Raw genomic sequence first — 17,956 nt, forward strand, 5'->3', positions numbered from 1 at the left:
CTGTTTGTGTCTAAGAACGCAGATAAAAAAGCACCAGCGGAGTTCCACAGGTGCTTAGTCTCCTTAGCGCTCATTTATGCAGGGTCTAGCTCCTTACATACTCGCTTTTGAACAAGTGGCGGGGCTGGTTCGTAGTGGCTCAAGCTCATGGTAAAGGTACCTTCTCCGCCAGTCATTGCCTTGAGTCTTCTCGAATAGTCTTGAAGCTCATTAAGAGGTGCTTTGGCCATGATCAAAGTATGCCCGATGCTGATACTTTCACTGCCTTCTACAAGCCCTCTGTTCCCTGCAAGATCACCGGTGACATCCCCAACGCTATTGATAGGAAGCTCTAAAGTGAGGTCTACAATAGGCTCTAGAACAATAGGGTTTGCGTCTTGAACGGCTTGAAGAAAGGCTTTTTTACCTGCGATAACAAAGGCGATTTCTTTGGAGTCTACAGAGTGGTGTTTACCATCAAACACAGTCACTTCGATGTCTCGTATTGGATTGCCAGAAATTGTGCCTTCTTCCAAGCCTTGGCGAACGCCTTTTTCAACCGCGGGGATCAGTGACGTAGGGATAGCGCCACCCACCACTTTATTGACGAATCTGAAGCCTTCACCACTGGCAAGGGGTTTGACTTTCAGCTTTACCTCACCAAATTGTCCAGCACCACCACTTTGTTTTTTGTGGCGATAGAGCGCTTCGGCTTCTCGGGTAATGGTTTCAAAGTATTCAACGCTTGGTTGGGAGGTGTCCACTTCTAGCTTGTAAACCTTGGCCATTTTTTCTAGAGCGACCTTGAGATGAAATTCCCCCTGACCGGAGAGTAAGGTTTCGTTGCTGCGGTGACGGTGCTCAATCTTCAAGGTAGGGTCTTCACAGGCAATACGTTGTAGCACCTCTCCCAGTTTTTGTTCATCCCCGCGCTTTTTAGGTTTTAGGCACAGTGAGTACATAGGGCTTGGGAAATCTAAGGTTTTTAGGGTGACGCCATCTTCATCATGAGAGTCGTGAACAATCGAATCAAAGTTGAGTTCATTGACCTTAGCGATTACGCAGATATCTCCAGCTCTGGCATGGTCTATCTCATTACGGGTTTTGCCTTGCAGTTGATAAAGGTGCCCAATCTTAAAGGCTTTATTGCTCTCATCCACAAAGAGTTGGCTACCTGTATGCAAGTCTCCTTGGAACACTCGAAGGTAGGCCATTTTTCCCATATAAGGGTCAACGCTGACCTTAAACACGTGTGCAACGGTATGCTCCAGCGTCTCACAGTTCACCGGGGTAAGTTTGCCATCTTTTTCGAGCAAAGGAGGGTTGCCTTCATTTGGCATTGGCATGAGCTCACTGAGTGTTTTCAGCAGTAACTCTAACCCAGCCCCGGTTTCTGATGAGACGAAACAAATAGGGACTATGTGTCGTAGGCGCAGAGCTTCTTCAAATGGGTCGTGCAGCTGTGTTGCTGTGAGTGATGAGCCTTGTTCTAGGTAGATTTCCATTAGGTCTTCATCAAGCTCGACGACTTGATCAATCAAGGCCTCGTGCGCAGTATCAACCGCTTGAATAGAGGTCGCAGGCGTGTAGTCAGGCTCAAAGTAGCAATCGATTACATCAGTGCTATCTTCACTTGGTAAATTTAGCGGTAGGCAGTGACTACCAAAGGTGGTTTGGATCTGCGCAAGGAGTTCGGGCAACTGCTCTGGGTGCGTGTCTATCTTGTTGATGATAATCATCTGGCAGTTGTTTCGCTGTTTGGCGAAATCAAACAATCTGCGAGCGCTTTGATTGATTGGAGTATTGGGGTCGATAACAAGCGCCGCTGTTTCAACGGCAGGAAATACGCTTAGGCTTCGACCTAGTAATTCGTTTTGCCCTGGAGTGTCGATAACGTTGAGGCGGTGTTTTTTGTAGCTTAAGGTGACGGGGGTGGCTTCGATGCTGTGCTGATAATGAATGGATTGCTCATCAAAATCGGTGACAGTATCACCTCTGTCAACACTGCCAAGGGAGTTGGTTTCATAACAATGAAACAGCATCTTTTCTATTAATGTGGTTTTACCTACACCGGCTTGACCGGTAAATACAATGTTGCGAATGTGATTGATAGGCATAGTGGCCTCCTTGCAAGATTCTTTCTAGGTATCCTCAATCAAAGGCATTGAGAATTAACTTGGGCAATAGAAGGTTAGGGCGGGAATTCCCGCCTTGTCGTCTTCCAAGTCATCTTGCGAGATAGGAGCCGCATAGGCTGTACTCAATGGAAATTGAACACTGTTATAGCATGACGAATTTCATTGGCTCTTGGTGTGATCAGCCTAGTTATTGGGCAGTTTGAAAGTTAATCTAAATCAAAATTTGCTCAGATAGTTTAAAAGTCGACAAGTTTTGAGTGAAGGTTGTGAGTCTGAAGGCTGTTTGAGAGTGAGGTGTGAGAGTAAATAGTAGGAAAATGGTCGCGTTTTAAAGTAGACTGATCTACCGTGTTTACGTCAATTAAGCAGATCTAAAGAACTCTATGCAAGACCCTCGCGAAAGCTCTAAAACCGAAGCCATCATTGAACACGCTACTGCCAAGTGTAAGCAAAATGGTGGACAGCTGACAGAAAAACGAAAGAAGATCCTGTTGTGTCTGACTGGAACTCAAAAAGCACTATCGGCTTATGAAGTCGCTGATCTGTATAAAGAACAGTATGGTCAGAGCATGTCACCGATGTCGGTTTATCGCATATTAGATTTTCTGCAAGAACAAGGCTTGATTCATCGACTGCAAATTGCCAATAAATACATCTCATGCATGCACATCACCTGTGCTCATAGCCATGAAACGGCACAATTTTTGATTTGTTCTAATTGCTTTAAGGTCAAAGAGGTCAGTATCGATCCTGCACTGATCAGTGAGCTAAGGCAAAACGTCGCTGATGCTGGCTTTGTATTTGCTAGCCAGCAACTAGAGGTGAATTGCCTTTGTGAGGACTGCAAAAACCTATAGAATTAACGGGTTATTTACCCATCTGAGGTAGCCAGTCCAAGATAGCTCGTTTGAAGCTTGGGCGATCCATTATGGCTTCTTTCCATTGTTCCAGGTGCTGATAATTCTCAAATGGAAATTTGGCTGCTTTGAGTATGATAAGCTGCGGCACCCAAGCAATGTCCGCGAGAGAGTATTCTTCTCCGGCTAACCATTTGTGGTCTTTTAAACGCTCATCCATCTTTTTAAAACAGTCATCGATAACCTGCGTCGCATTCACAACATCTTGCTCAGAAAAGCCTTCATTAGAATTAAACCGTTCATGAAACTCTAGTAGAGCCTTATCAAAGGTTTGGTTCTTGCGGTAATCATCCATTACCTCTTGTGAGCGTTTCATCTTGTCGCCGGAACCAAAATTTGAGTACATGTAGGTCTTGATGGATAAGTGGTTGTCTCGGGCTAGATACATCCACTCGTACATCTGGCTTTCGTCCTGTTTGGACTGTGGGCGAAGAGAACCTGATGCGTAATGCTGATCGATGTAGTCGATAATATCCGCCGAATCAATGATAACAACGCCTTCATCCACTAGAGTGGGAACCACAGCATTGGGGTTGATGCCAATGTATTCCTTGGTTAGCTGTTCGCCTTTTTGCAAATTGATAGGATGGCTTTCCCACGTAAGGCCTTTTTCCTCTAGCGCAAGTCTCACTCGCATTGCACAGTTAGAAAAACCTGTGTGGTAGAGATGCAATCCTTTGAAACTTTCTACCGATTTATTGGTTGGTTTGATAATACCCATATTGTTACCTCTTCATCGATTAGTGCTAGTGAAGGAAACCTGAGTAGCCCACTAGTTGATAAATACAACTTTAATGACATTGGTAGAGTTTGTCAACCATTTTGTGTCTGTCGTTTTATTAGCTCGATCTAAAGAGATTCAGCAAGGCGCTATCGACCGAAAAGTCAGTTAGATAAAACATTGCAACTTAATAATTGAAACGACGGTTTGATATTGATTGAGAATTTGATGGTTGAACTGTACAATGAGGACGCTGAATCACTCTTAGTGAGGCTGTTTTCAACTGACTTTTTTCAATGTGATTTGCTTACGTTGAAATGATACAACGTACAGGGTGAGATCGTGAACGTTTTTTAATCAAAATCACAATCGATTTGACGATCACATTTAGCTGTGATCATATACTCCCTTTTTAGGGAGAGCATCATGCACATTGACCACTTCAAAGAACATTTTCAAACGATTATCGACCAACGCCAAGGTGCAAAGGTCACATATTGCCTGTTTGAAGTCCTTTTTGGCTCGCTATGTGCGGTGATTGCAGGCGCGAAAGGTTGGTTCGATATTCGTGAATACATTCTCGGTCATCATGATTGGTTTAAGCATAATGACTTGTTTTTGAATGGTATTCCTGCTGATGACACAATAGCTCGTATCATCTCTACCATTGAACCCGAACAGTTCCATGAGTGCTTCATTAACTGGATGTCATCAATTCATACTCTCACCGAAGGTCAAGTGATTGCGATTGATGGCAAAACACTTCGCGGCTCATATAATCGTGAAGACAGGAAGAGCACCATTCATATGATTAGTGCTTATGCGTCGTCCAACAAGCTCGTACTGGGACAGCTAAAAACCGAACAAAAAAGCAATGAAATTACAGCGATCCCTGAACTGATAAAGATGCTCGATATCAAGGGGGCCCTAGTAACAATTGATGCTATGGCCTGTCAAACCAAGATTGCTAAAGCCATTGTAGATCAAGGTGGAGACTACCTGCTTGCCGTAAAGAGCAACCAAGGAAAACTCCGACAAGCAATAGAAAAGGCATTCTCTTCTCAGCGAGCCAATGTGGCTGATAACATCTCTCTTGAGCAAGGACATGGCCGTATAGAGTCTCGTCAATGCTATGTTTTTGACAGTGCAAAACTTGAAGGTAATTTCTCTCTCTGGAAAGGCTTGAAGAGCATTGTGATGGTTGAAAACTTTCGCCTTGAGAAAGATAAATCTGTCGACCTAGAGTACCGTTATTACATCAGCTCCAAAGAGCTTAGTGCAGAGCAAGCTGCTATGGCTGTCAGAGAACATTGGGGCATAGAGTCAATGCACTGGGTACTTGATGTCACCATGAATGAAGATGCATGCCTGATATACAAAGATCACGGTGCAGAGAACCTATCATGCCTACGTCATATGAGCTTGAACATGCTCCGAGAAGAGCCAACCAAGCTAAGCATTGTTGGTAAGCAAAAGCGCTGCATGATGAATACATCGATGCTAGAGGCAGTATTAAGTGCTGGTTTTACTCGAGTGGTGAAAAACTAGGCACTCATGCGGTCACCCTGATACAACGTAGAAGAGATAACATGGATCCAAATATAATCATTGCATCAATATTGATATTTATTGGTGCTTTTATTCAAACAACGACTGGATTTGGAATGGCTATTGTTGTTTCTCCAGTACTAATACTGATAGCGCCTGATTTTATTCCTGGGCCTATGATTATTGTTGGGTTATTTCTTTCTTCAATTAATGCTATTAAATATAGAGACCATATTTCTCTTGTTAGATTAAAGAGTGCGTTTGTCGGGCTTTTACCTGGAATAATATCAGGGGGTTTGCTTCTTTATTTTATCGATGTGACTAAGTTTTCATTGTTTATCGGTATTGTTGTATTGCTGGCGGTTATCGTTAGTTTACTGCCTATGAAGATTGATGAAACACCAAGACGCCTTGTATCGGCAGGATTTCTATCAGGTTTTCTAGGTATGAGCTCTGGGATAGGTGGTCCTCCTTTAGCGCTACTTTGGCAGCATCAAGCCGCGATGCTAGTGAGAGCAAACTTAGCCGCCTTCTTTGTTATAAGCTCAACTATTTCGTTGATCATTCAAATACCAATTGGATATATGAGTATGAAACACTTGTATTTATCATTGCCATTATTGCCGGCCAGTTATTTTGGTGGGCGTTTAGCAATTATATTTGTGGAGAGAATTCCGCAACATATGGTAAGGGCACTTTCATTGGGTCTTTGTAGTATAGCTGCTTTAGGAACTATATATTCTAGTATTATAAGAATGTGATTAAATTAATATTAAAAGCGAATCTATTTCGTTGCGGTGTAACTAGTATTAGGGGATAACAATGAACAAAAACGCTTGGGTAACCACTGCATGGGCCGATATTTTTAAGAAAATCAAATCGACTAGTCAGGAAATGACCATTGATTTTCCCTCAATGACAGAGAATGGTGTTTACCAAAATACTCACAAGCCATGGGCTTGGGTAGTAGGTTTCTGGCCTGGTTTGCTTTGGCTATTGTATGAGAAAGAGTCTTATAAACCCTTTATGGATATGGCCATTGATAGAGAAAACACTATGGATGGGCCTTTGGATGAGTATGTGGATATTCATCACGATGTAGGCTTTATGTGGCAACTGACGTCAATGAAACACTATGAACTGCTGGGCAATGATCTCTCCAGAACACGAGCGTTGCGAGCTGCGAGTCATTTAGCCAGTCGATTCAATATCAATGGTCGATTCCTTACCGCTTGGAACAAGAATGATGTTAACTCGGCAGACCCAAGGGGTCTTAGTATCATCGATAGCACGATGAATCTGCCAATACTTTATTGGGCCGCAGAGCAGCTCGATGCACCGCGATTTAAGTTGATCGCAATGGCGCATGCAGACACTGTTTTGAAGGAGTTTATTCGTGAAGATGGGTCTGTTCGACACATGGTTGAATTTGACTTTCTTTCCGGGGAAGTGAAAAAGCATCATGGCGGGCAAGGCTACAACCAAGATTCTGCATGGAGCAGAGGAGCATCTTGGGCAATTCATGGTTGTGCGCTTAGCTATCAATACACCAAAGAACCTCGGTATCTCGATGCCGCAATGAAAACAGCGGATTTTTTTATTAGCCAATTACCTGAAGATCATATCCCTCATTGGGACTTCAGAGCCCCTAGAGACGAAAATACGCCAAGAGATACATCAGCAGCGGCTTGCGCGGCTAGCGGGATGATCCTTATTTCAGATCTCGTCGAGGATACTGAGCTGAAAGAGCGCTACTTATCAACTGCGACAAATATTCTAAAAAGCTTGAGCGATAACTACAGCACTTACGATGACCCTAGCCAACAAGGGCTACTGATTGCTGGTGCATTTAACTGCCCACAAGGTTTAGGTATTAATTGTTCTCTAATTTATGGTGATTACTACTTTGTAGAGGGGATGTCTAAATTGGTAGACAGGCTTCAGGGGTAAGTGGTTTCGCTGTTTACTATTAACGCATAAAGCGTACCGAGTAATAGATGTCGGTCTAATCGTTTAAGATCCTGATTATGACCGACGTTTTAGGACTGTCCGTTTTTAGTCTCTATTCTTTTAAGCATGAATTATTCGCAGTGAATACTGTCTTTAACACCTTGTGGAACGGCTAGATCTTCACATTTGGAGATAGTGCGCGCTTTTTCTTTTTGCTGTCCATTAGTCTCAATGTACTGGTCGACATCACCGGTTGCTTCTAGTTGCACTAGAGCTTGGTTGTGCGTGACGGCGTTGATACTGGCTTGCTGCTCAGAAGTCATGTGTGCTTCGGCTCTGATTTCGTCAGTAGATTCTGCAGCATTGTTGGGGTTTGCCACTGCTGCACCTGCCATCAATGCAGAAGTGATGATGCTCAGTTGGATCGTTTTGATGATGTGTTTGTAGTTCATGGATATTCTCCTAATCAAATTTCAATGACACCGTAAACGGCTGCGGTGTTTTGCTGTTGATAGAAGATTACATCGGATTTTGTCGATCTTTTAATCGCACTTGTAGGGTGCTGTCCTACAAAAAAACGGCCACAAGGGCCGTTTTGTATAAGGTTACCGTTACTTCCAAGTTTGCTGGTAAACGCGAGTTAGGTTGCCACCAAACAGTTTACGTAGGTCTTCATCGGTGTAACCCATTTTCCAAAGCTCATCGACAGTAGCTGCTAGGTGTTTAGACAGCTCAGCACAGCCAGTCGCGCCTTGGTCGAAGGCATAAATCATATAGCCATTATCGGTATATTTTTCCGCATGTTTTTTGGCAAACGCGACTACTTTCTCTGTTTTCATCATGTCATCAGTAGCAATACCCACATGGTCAACACCCACTACTTGCACCGCGCCATCAATCATTTCAGCATATTGCTTCGGTGTAATGTCTTCTGGCCAAACACCGTCCATCATCCATTCAGTACCCGTGACTGAGATTACGCCACCCATGTCGGCGACTGTTTTTGCTTGCTCATCTGAGATCAAACGATAACAAGGGGCAAGGCGGTAGTCAGCATCGCCTTTCTTTAAGCCCTTGCTTGCCATGCGCTCTTGCGTTTCCGGCACGGTTTCATGAGGCTCACAACCGTAGGTAGAGGCCAGTGGTGAATGCGAGTAGATTGCTGGGACACCCTTATGGTTCTTCTTCATATAATCGGTAATGTCTTTGGTGGTCTGGTTCGACGTATGCGAAAGGTCAACGGTAATACCGTGTTTCACCATCTCGTCGATGACATTCTTACCAAAATCGGTGAGACCAGATTCGTCACCACCCATACTAGAGATCACGCCAACACCGGTTTGCTCTTTGCCGTTATAAACAAGCTGCATGGTTTTGATGCCCATATCAGCCATGGTTTTAACCTTACTTACATCGCCTTCCAGCATCATTGTGGTTTGAGAGTTCCACATTATTGCGTACTCACCATTTTTGTGTGCCAGTGCGAAATCTTCAGGCGTCTTCACAATGCGTATCTTGGTATCAGCGGATTTGATGGCATGGTTCCACTTTTGATACTCAGACTGAAATGCTATCCACGTTGGTGTATGTGGCGCCCCTAGAGTGACTGAAGCTCCAGTAATGCCACGTTGATGGGCAAGGTCAATGTATTGCGCTACCTCTGAGTCTTTGTCCCAGCCAGTTTGATAAGGTGATGCATAGAAATCGATAGCGACATTGTCCACAACAAACTGCTGCGCTTTAGGGGTTGCCTGGTCGTGCCAATCTTTGGTTTCAATGGATGCAAATGCTGAAGTAGACGCCAAGATTATTGATGCAAGAAGTAACTTTTTCATATCTAAATTCACCTGTTCGTTTAGGCTATATCGTCGTGTTGATGTAGTTACTATAACGGCTGAGAAATCTTCAAATACCCATATTGCGCCAATTGTTTCAGAATGATGATAGGGGTAATAAAGAGAGAAAAGTAACTGTAACGTATTGATTTATAGTTAGTAGCTTAGACTAAATCTCAACGAGTGAAGGAAAGTATGCGGTTTAAGTGCGATGAAATAATTGAGTATAAAAACGTACGATAGTTAAGGCGACCATGACGTACACCAGCATGTTCACCGGTGTCGTGATCTCATAGACGGGTATAGGCTTTGTGGCTGCCATTGTGATCATCAATAGTAGGTTGCCTCCGAGGACTCGATAGACGAGCCATTGCGGGTTGCCAAAGGTGCGGTAAATAACAAATACGTTAATAAAGTAAAAGGTCAGCAATTGCCACACCTCGGTCATAGCGGGCATTAACAGTACATATTGAATAAGAAAGCCAACGCCAAACACCATGTAGCCAATCATCCAATGCTTTATCATTTGCTGCGGCATGTTACTCAAGACGGCGGCACACACTGCGCTGTTAATAATAAACATGGTGCCGGAAGGAATAGGTAGGTAGAGCCAAAACAAGATAGCGGAAGTGAAGCTAGCGCTACCAACCAAAGTATTCCTTGCTCGCTCGCGCCACCTATATTGAACTCTGCGTAAGGCTTGATAGTTATCTTTGTGATTGTCCTGATAGAAATGAGTGACTGTTGTCGGTAATGGTAGGCTCTCGCAACCGTCTTTTGAGACAGACTGTTGGATAAGGGCTATTGCGGAATTAAGGATCTTGAATTCATATGGGCTCAAGCCGAGTGAATAGGCTTGATCAAGCAGTCGCTTGGCAACCCAAATCGCTTTGGCTTGATGATCGTGAATGAGCTGCTTTCGTGTTGGTGTCCTGTCGTTCAATTCAGGAAGGCTCAAAAGATCAGCTAGTGCCTTCTGCGCTGAATTTTCAACGCTGTTCAGGTGCTTTTCATTGAGATGATAGCGGTCGGAGGTAGTGCCACACACCATCGACTGATGCAAAGGCAAAGCCGCATCTAAAACCAAGCGCACTTCCGACTGAAAGCGTTTTTCTTCATTTTCAGGCCAAATCAGGTTGAAGACCACGGAATAGATGAATAGCCCCAAGAAGGTTTCTTGAAGCCTGAGAATAGCCACATCTAGGGTGATGTCGCCTTCGAGCCCACCGGAGATCGCGAGCAAAATACATACGATAAACCCAGTAGTAAAGGCATAGCCATAAACGGGGTCGGAGCCCATGTAGATGCATAGCGCAAGCAGCAATACGGTGGCAGCCAAAAACCATGTTGGGTCTTGGGCAAAATTTGCAATCAACATGATGCCAATCAATGCACCAAACAGGGTGCCGATCAGTCGTTTACGTGCCTTTTTTTTTCCTGCTGTTAAGGTGTCAGATATTGCTAGCACATTGACGGTCATCGCTGACCAATAAGGCCGCTCAAGGTTAAAATATAATGCAAAGGCGATGGCTAGACAGAAGGCGAATGCGACCTTTAGCGCAGTTTTGGTTTGGTCTGTCAGTTGAGGTGCAAAGGGCGACATAAAGGTGTGAGGCTGTGGCTACGAGATCCACATATTTTATCGCGGATTGATATAGTCAAAAACTCACACTTGATGGAGTGAACTCATCAAAAAGGTGGATTTGAAACAACTGCCAGTTAAGTTGACAGTTGTTGTTTCTGCTGATAATTCAGAAGTTAACCCTGAATGGTAAATGTTGCTGATAACGGAGCGTTTGAGTCGTTACCTATGAATACGTCTATCTCACCTGCATCATTGGTAAAGCACTCTTCAGCGCCATAGTATGCCAATGATTCGGGTGTAAGCGTTAACGCCACCTGTATTGACTCTGCAGGCTTAAGGGTTACTTTCTTGAATGCCTTGAGCTCTTTTACTGGGCGGGTAGTGGAAGCCACTTTTCGTCGAATGTAACACTGAACGGTTTCACGTGCGATAACGCTACCAAGGTTAGTCACGGTTACCAAAACCTGCTGGTCTTCATTAGGCGCAACCATTGCGTGGGAGAGTGTGACATCGCTAAATTCAAATTGGCTGTAGCTTAACCCAAAGCCAAATGGATACAGTGGGGTTTCTAAGCTGTCTTTGTAGGGGCGATATTCAGGGAAGCCACGCATTTTACCTATAGGTTTGCGAGCGTAATACATAGGTATTTGCCCTGTGCTACGAGGGACTGTCATTGGCAATTTACCACTTGGAGATACCTCACCAAACAACAGCCTTGCCACCGCGGTGCCTGTTTCTGTTCCCGACTGCCATGCTTGTAGCAGTGCATCGGCGTATCGCTCTGTCATCGGTGACGGAATAGGGCGTCCGGTACATTGAACGACAATTAAAGGCTTACCTGTTTCGCCTATCGCTTCTATGAGCTCTTCTTGACCAGGCGGTAGTGTCAGTTCAGCGATATTACGTGCTTCACCATTACGGCGTTGGCTTTCGCCGACACATAATACGACCACATCAGCGCTGTTAGCACACTCAACCATTTCATCACTAAAGGTGGCGTGCTCAGTTAGAACCTCAACGTTTTTTACTAGGTTAGAAATGCCTTCTGCAATAGAGGTGACGTCACCTGTTTTACCGTCGAGACACCAAGAGCCAAGGTGTTGACGCTTGGAATGTGCATGAGGGCCGATCACTGCAACCTTGTAGGCTTTATCGCGTAAAGGCAATACTTGGTTGTCGTTCTTAAGCATGACAATGCTTTGTTCTGCTAGATCGAGGGCTTGAGCGACATGATCGGGGTGGCGAAGTATTGTTTTATGCCTATCTGGATCAACGTATGGGTTCTCAAATAGGCCAACCTTAAATTTCGCCTCTAACACTCGGCTGGTGGCAAGGTCGATGGCTTCCATTAATTTGGGGTCGTTCTCAACCAGCTGCGCTAAATGATCTTCGTAAGCTTCATTGGTCATGGCCATGTCGATGCCAGCCAATAGTGCCTTTTTGGCCGCGCCTGCGCCATCTTTAGTGACACCAAAATATTCAAGATCAGCAATTGATCCCCAATCACTGACAATCATACCGTCAAACCCGTTACCCTCCCTGAGCCAGCCATTGATGAGCTTTGAAGCGGATGAAGTTGGAGTGCCTCCAAGGTCATTGAACGCTGTCATTAAGGTGGCGACACCGGCTTCTACTGCTGATGCGAAAGCAGGTAGGTAGACGTTATGTAAGGTATTGTCTGTGATTTCCGTTGTGTCGTAATCACGACCTCCTTCTGCAGCACCATAACCCACAAAGTGTTTAGCGCAAGCAAGGATAGAGTCAGGGTCACTCAGGCTGTCACCTTGGAAACCTTTTACAACAGATTTAGCGAATTGCGAGCCGAGATACGGGTCTTCACCGCTACTTTCAATAACGCGCCCCCAACGAGGGTCGCGGACTATATCTAGCATAGGGGCGAAGGTCCAATTGATACCCAGTGACGCCGCCTCTTTAGAGATGCTGCGATACGCTTCTTGTACTAGTTCAGGGTTCCACGAGGCTGCTTGTGCTAAGGGGATAGGAAGCACCGTTGCTTGACCATAGATAACGTCTCTGGCAAAGATGATTGGGATGCCCAATCGACTGCCTTCTACTGCGGCCTTTTGAATTTCGTTTAGCTGCGCTGGCTCTACCGTGTCAACAGGGTTGTTTCCTGCCCAAGCAGTCTCAGCTAAGATCTTCGAACCCCATTGTCCCTGTTTAACCTTAGCTAGATAATGCTGTTTATTGTTTTCGTAGTCATGCATCGGACATTGGCATAACTGGCCAATTTTCTCGGCTAAAGTCATGCGACCTAGCAAGTCATGTACGCGCTCTTTAACGGGTAATTTAGCGTCTAAATAAGCATTCATTACAGCTCCTAAAATGGGATATATACCCTTGGAATTTTGGCAATGGCTTAGTTCAACATAGAACGCGTAAAGGGCATAAACTCTTTGCAAGTGAGATGCTAGAACATTGATGTATATCGAGTTATTAACCCTTGTTAGATTCTTAAAACTAGAATCTAATGGTCAAGTCATTAGTTTAGGCACCAGTTCGGAAAGCGTTTGGGCAAACTTTTTGTGCTGATCGGCTGGCCAATGAATACCCTCTTTGGCGCAAGGTTTAATGAAAGTAGCAGCATCGAGAAAATGACAACCTAGCTCCTGCGAGCGCAACTGATAATAATGAGCAAGTTGTTTGGATTTCTCCTCTGCGCAAGTAAAGCCCTCCATCGTTGTCGATGATTCAAATACCCAAGCAGGTGATACCAATAATACTTGTGGAGGGGTTTTCATAAATGCATGCTCAAATTTTTGCACCACCTCCACTAAGCGTGCCGCGCCCTTTGAGATATCGCTAGCGGTGACACTAAAGCGAGATTTTAGGTCGTTGGTGCCTAGCAGTATGACTACCAAATCTGGGTGATGACTCTCTAGGCAGGGAAGAAGATAATCTAGCCCTTTTTTCCCAGGAGCATATGGGTCTTCTAGTGTTGTGGTTCGGCTATTTTGCCCTTCTTCTATGATGCGATAATGTGGCGAAAGGTGCTGTTGTAATAGCATAGGCCAACGCTCGTTTTCATTGTATCGGCGCGGCAGATCCGGCGAGTATCCCCAGGTGTTTGAATCACCAAAGCAGAGCACAGTTGTCATCTAATTAATCCCTTCAGAAAGTGGTTATGAAGTCAGAGTTCGGCTGGTAAATAACGTCGTCATTCCAATTCTATATTGCTCTATTTCTTGCCAAATAACAGTCTTTTCGATTATCTAGCCAGAGTTCATGTTGCTGCATAACCATAGAAAATAGCGAGCTTTGTAGGTAATCATTTAGCCATTTTCGTAGATTAGGGTAGGGGCTTTGACGAAAGCGCTGTTTGTCGACTTTGGCGAACTTACGCATAAAAGGAAATAGCGCAATATCCACTAGGCTTTCGTTTTCTGAGAACAAATAGGGGTGCTTGCTTAGCCTTGCCTCAAGTGAGCTCACATATTCTTCGCAAGCTTCGCGACATTCTTGTAGGTTGTCGTTGTGATAGCGCTTGGCGCAGCTGTAGGCGTCAAATAAAGGAATGAAAGTGTGTTCAAACTCAGTAATGAAAGAGGTCATCCAAGGTAATGCTTGAGGGTCTTCGCGGCGCAATAGATTATCAGGATCATCTTGCCTTAAAGCCCACAACATAATCTCTAAGCTTTCTTCTAAGACCACGGCTGCGCCTGTTTCATTCTTTGTCAGAACCAATACAGGCACACTGCCTTTGGGGGAGGCGAGTAGCATTTCGTTGGGTTTGTTGTCGAGTTTAATAGCTCGAATGAGCACCTGCTGATTGGCCTTTATAAGCGCAGTTCTTGCTCTCATAGCATAGGGGCAGTGCTGCAGTGAATAGAGTATTGGCATGTTTTTCATACGCTTAAGTGTAGTGAAGAAAACCGTGAAGCTACTTTTTGTTGTACAGTTTATTGGTTTTATTTTGAATACAACGTAAGTTTTGTGAGCCAGTAAACTTGACTAACTCTTCGCCAACTCGTTAGTATTGGCGCATCACTTCTTTCGGAGACTACGCCAATATGAATAACTAAACCTGTCATCCATTTTTCATTTTATTTTTGGATTTACAGGGTTAGTAGGCGTAGCTCACTTACCGATATTTCGTTGCACCAGACATTAATCTAGTTTCTCCACGCGTTGCGTGTGTTGGCGTCGATCTCATCTCAAAACTGCATTTATCATTGCATTAGCTGCGGCTGTTGTCCCTGTCTTACAGGAGGCAAATTATGCCAGTATTACAGGCTAACAATATTAGCCATCAATTTGATAACGGTGATATGCCGTTTCAACACCTATCTTGCTCTATGAACCAGCGACGTGTTGGGTTGGTTGGGCGCAATGGCGTCGGAAAGTCGCTGTTTGCCTCTATATTGAGCGGAGAGATAACGCCATCTGATGGCAAGGTGACCTTACCCTCTTCGTTTGCGACTTATCGCCAGCAACCCTCAGAATTGCTCTCTAGCGACCGCACCATTGCGCAGTTTCTGGGTAAAGATAAGGTGCTTGAGGCGATCGGTAAGATTGAAGCGGGTGACAGCTCTGAACACTGGTTCGAACTCGTGGGTGAGCAGTGGGATCTTGCTATTCGGCTAGAAAATCAGTTGCAAGCAATAGGCTTACTACCGCGCTCAGACACACTTTGTTCCGACCTTAGTGGAGGGCAATTGGCACGATTGCAACTATGGCAATTGTTTGAACAAGACGTTGAGCTTCTGATTCTCGATGAACCCTCAAACCACCTAGATGTAGCTGCCAAGCAGTGGTTGATAGAAGCTATGCGCTCTTTTGAGGGGGCTATTTTACTGATCAGTCACGACCGTGAACTGCTTCGTCAAATGGATGAGATCTGGGAGTTGTCGGGTTTGGGCCTTACCGTATTTGGCGGGAGCTATGACGACTATGAAGAACATAAACGCACTGAGCTAAGGGCTGTCGAGCGCCACTTAGCCAATGTAAGCAAGCAAGCTAAGCGTTTAGAGGAGCAAGCGCAGCGCAATCGCGAAAAGGCAGAGCAAAGAGCGGCGCAAGGAAATAAACAGCGCAAAGAGGGAAGTCAGCCAAAGATTTTACTGGATGCGAAAAAGGATCAAGCGACCGCACGAGCCTCAAATCGCAGTAAGAATGAGCAGCTTCGCCAAGCTCACTTGCAAGATAAAGCACACACATTGAAATCGAGAAAAGAGCAATTGGAGAGTCAAAGGCTATATCTTGCGGATACTCAAAGTAGCTCACGAAAAGTGATTTCACTGCTTGAGGGGATATTGCCATTTGGCCATGCACAGCCGATTACGTTGCAGTTATATGCGGATGACAAGGTGCATCTTATGGGGAGTAACGGAAGTGGCAAGTCGACGCTATTAAAGGTATTACTTGGAGAGTTCGCACTTAAGTGGGGCGAGTTGCAAATCAATACACCCGTGTATTACCTAGATCAACACTTTGGCGGTATTGATGTCGAACTTTCTATATTTGAGAATTTGATGCAGCAATGTGCAGGCATGCAAGAGAGCGATGCGAGAACCTTGCTTGCAGGTATCGGTTTTCGTCGCGACCAGGTATTTCGCCTTGCTAAAGTGCTCAGCGGCGGCGAGAAAATGAAGCTTGCTATGCTCATTGTCAGTCATCAGCCAACACAGCCACTTCTTTTACTCGATGAGCCTGACAATCACTTAGATCTTGATTCGAAGATGATGCTGGCTGCCGCGCTGCAGATTTACCAAGGAGGGTTTATTTTGGTGAGCCATGATCAAGATTTTTCCAAAGAATCTGGCGTTTCTCGGCAGGTTCAGCTTTAAGCTGCGATAAATACCCTTGTCTAATCCTGAGCCAGCGCGAATAGCGCTGGCTCATTACTGTACCTTGTAAATGTCGGTTATGCCTCAAACTCGCCACCTTCCAATCTAGAAATTGATCTAGATTATCAAGTCATTGATTTACTGAATATTATTGTTAAAAAGGCAATTTCAATTCACGTTTTTAATCCTCATTCTTTGATACAACAGAATATACCTACTACTTTTGTAGTAATTGCGTGCCCCGTTGCCAGATAGAAATTTGTTTGGTGATGAGAGGTCAAAGTGGCGCTCATAAACCTAGTTGTAGATATTTTCACTCACGCCGATGGTTTAGTTCGGTCTTTTAGTATGTGCAAAAGTATCGCTAAACAAAGGAAACTATTATGAAGAAACGTTATATCGCTTTGATTGCACTAATCGGTGTCGGTATTGGCTGGCTCAGCCTAGGTGGTACAGCTGCAATACTCCACTATACCTCTAGCACTGAATTTTGTGTGTCTTGCCACACTATGGAAAAACCACTTTTAGAGTACCAAGGTTCTGTGCATTTCAGTAACCAAAAAGGGATTCGCGCTGAATGTGCTGACTGTCATATCCCTGAGGAACCACTGGATTACTTGATTACGAAAATTCGTGCCTCGAAAGACATTTATCACGAGTTTGTCACCGGCAAAATTGATACCGATGAAAAATATGAGCAGCATCGTTTAGGCATGGCTGAAATGGTGTGGGAGCAGATGCGTGAAAACGACTCGGCTACGTGTCGCTCTTGTCATAGTTGGGAAGCAATGGAAACCTATGACCAATCGGCGAGCGCGCAAGATATGCATGCTTATGCGCAGACAAGCGGTGAGACCTGTATTGATTGTCACAAAGGGGTTGCACACTTCCCACCACAAATGGAACTCGACACTTCAGAGTTCGATCATCTATTTGACCTCGCTAAAAATACTCAGCCAAACGCTGAAAATGTTTATCCGATTGAAAGAATTCAAATGGGTGAGCTTGCGACGATTAACCCAACCGTTAAATTGGCAACCGTTGAGAGTGATGGTGACAAGCGCACCGTTAAGGTTTCCGGTTATCAAATGAAGGGCGCTGAGACGGTTATTTATATGGGCGAAGGGCAACGTGCAATTCTGGCCACACTAACAGAAAAAGGTATTGGCGAACTTAAGCTGGGTGAGCCTAAAACAGATGCCTACGGCAACGAATGGCGCACTGCTGAGCTGACCGGTTCTATCGAAGACCCTGTTCTTGACTCTGCTGAACCACTTTGGGCTTACGCCGAGCAGTTAGATAATGTTTATTGTGCAACATGTCATGCCAAGATTGCACCGCATCACTTTACAGTTAACTCATGGGGACCCGTTGCTAAGAGCATGGGAGACCGAACTGATATTACAGAGTTAAACCTTGAGATCTTAACTAAATTCTTCCAAAACCACGCTAAAGACGTGGCAAATCATGAATAAG

14 protein-coding genes are annotated in these 17,956 nt (G+C 44.7%); 6 read left to right on the forward strand and 8 right to left on the reverse strand.

Translation table 11 applies throughout. The features are described 5' to 3' along the window. Nucleotides 1-74: 74 nt before the first annotated feature. Nucleotides 75-2,096, reverse strand: coding sequence for an elongation factor G (gene fusA, locus A6E01_RS04525; RefSeq protein ID WP_065209669.1), 2,022 nt, complete (start codon nucleotides 2,094-2,096; stop codon nucleotides 75-77). A gap of 404 nt (nucleotides 2,097-2,500) precedes the next feature. Here fusA and A6E01_RS04530 point away from each other — a divergent pair, with 404 nt between their 5' ends. Then, complete coding sequence (locus A6E01_RS04530) at nucleotides 2,501-2,974, forward strand: Fur family transcriptional regulator (RefSeq protein WP_017029632.1); 474 nt, start codon at nucleotides 2,501-2,503, stop codon at nucleotides 2,972-2,974. A gap of 10 nt (nucleotides 2,975-2,984) precedes the next feature. Here A6E01_RS04530 and A6E01_RS04535 read toward each other — a convergent pair whose 3' ends face one another. Then, nucleotides 2,985-3,755 carry a glutathione S-transferase family protein gene (locus tag A6E01_RS04535; RefSeq protein ID WP_017243900.1) on the reverse strand — a complete coding sequence of 257 codons (771 nt, stop codon included), beginning with the start codon at nucleotides 3,753-3,755 and terminating at the stop codon, nucleotides 2,985-2,987. Nucleotides 3,756-4,181: 426 nt separating this feature from the next. Here A6E01_RS04535 and A6E01_RS04540 point away from each other — a divergent pair, with 426 nt between their 5' ends. From A6E01_RS04540 to A6E01_RS04550, 3 genes are all read left to right on the forward strand, one after another. Beyond that, a complete protein-coding gene (locus tag A6E01_RS04540) occupies nucleotides 4,182-5,303 on the forward strand; it encodes an ISAs1 family transposase (RefSeq protein WP_065209670.1) in 1,122 nt (373 codons plus the stop codon). Between the two features lie 41 nt (nucleotides 5,304-5,344). Next, nucleotides 5,345-6,064, forward strand: coding sequence for a sulfite exporter TauE/SafE family protein (locus tag A6E01_RS04545; protein ID WP_065209671.1), 720 nt, complete (start codon nucleotides 5,345-5,347; stop codon nucleotides 6,062-6,064). 61 nt (nucleotides 6,065-6,125) lie between these two features. Next, nucleotides 6,126-7,253 (forward strand): glycoside hydrolase family 88 protein, encoded by a 1,128-nt coding sequence (locus A6E01_RS04550; RefSeq protein ID WP_017029635.1) that lies wholly within the window; start codon nucleotides 6,126-6,128, stop codon nucleotides 7,251-7,253. A gap of 131 nt (nucleotides 7,254-7,384) precedes the next feature. On the opposite strand, the gene A6E01_RS04555 is transcribed toward A6E01_RS04550, so the two are convergent. From A6E01_RS04555 to A6E01_RS04580, 6 genes are all read right to left on the reverse strand, one after another. Continuing rightward, nucleotides 7,385-7,705 carry a hypothetical protein gene (locus tag A6E01_RS04555; RefSeq protein WP_017029636.1) on the reverse strand — a complete coding sequence of 107 codons (321 nt, stop codon included), beginning with the start codon at nucleotides 7,703-7,705 and terminating at the stop codon, nucleotides 7,385-7,387. A 159-nt stretch (nucleotides 7,706-7,864) separates the two neighbouring features. After that, entirely contained in the window at nucleotides 7,865-9,088 is a 1,224-nt protein-coding gene (locus tag A6E01_RS04560; protein WP_017029637.1) for a dipeptidase, read from the reverse strand. Nucleotides 9,089-9,290: 202 nt separating this feature from the next. Beyond that, entirely contained in the window at nucleotides 9,291-10,691 is a 1,401-nt protein-coding gene (locus A6E01_RS04565; RefSeq protein WP_017029638.1) for an FUSC family protein, read from the reverse strand. A gap of 155 nt (nucleotides 10,692-10,846) precedes the next feature. Beyond that, nucleotides 10,847-13,006, reverse strand: coding sequence for a glycoside hydrolase family 3 N-terminal domain-containing protein (locus A6E01_RS04570; RefSeq protein WP_017029639.1), 2,160 nt, complete (start codon nucleotides 13,004-13,006; stop codon nucleotides 10,847-10,849). 162 nt (nucleotides 13,007-13,168) lie between these two features. After that, entirely contained in the window at nucleotides 13,169-13,792 is a 624-nt protein-coding gene (locus A6E01_RS04575) for an SGNH/GDSL hydrolase family protein (protein ID WP_017030962.1), read from the reverse strand. Nucleotides 13,793-13,862: 70 nt separating this feature from the next. Continuing rightward, nucleotides 13,863-14,534, reverse strand: a complete 672-nt coding sequence (locus tag A6E01_RS04580; RefSeq protein WP_017029641.1) for a glutathione S-transferase — start codon at nucleotides 14,532-14,534, stop codon at nucleotides 13,863-13,865. 377 nt (nucleotides 14,535-14,911) lie between these two features. On the opposite strand from A6E01_RS04580, the gene A6E01_RS04585 reads away from it, so the two are divergent. Together A6E01_RS04585 and A6E01_RS04590 are read left to right on the forward strand one after the other, a co-directional pair. Then, complete coding sequence (locus A6E01_RS04585) at nucleotides 14,912-16,480, forward strand: ABC-F family ATP-binding cassette domain-containing protein (protein WP_065209672.1); 1,569 nt, start codon at nucleotides 14,912-14,914, stop codon at nucleotides 16,478-16,480. 383 nt (nucleotides 16,481-16,863) lie between these two features. Next, a complete protein-coding gene (locus A6E01_RS04590) occupies nucleotides 16,864-17,955 on the forward strand; it encodes a NapC/NirT family cytochrome c (protein WP_017029643.1) in 1,092 nt (363 codons plus the stop codon). Nucleotide 17,956 lies beyond the last annotated feature (1 nt).

The organism is Vibrio breoganii, from assembly GCF_001677275.1.
Taxonomy (GTDB): Bacteria; Pseudomonadota; Gammaproteobacteria; order Enterobacterales; family Vibrionaceae; genus Vibrio; species Vibrio breoganii.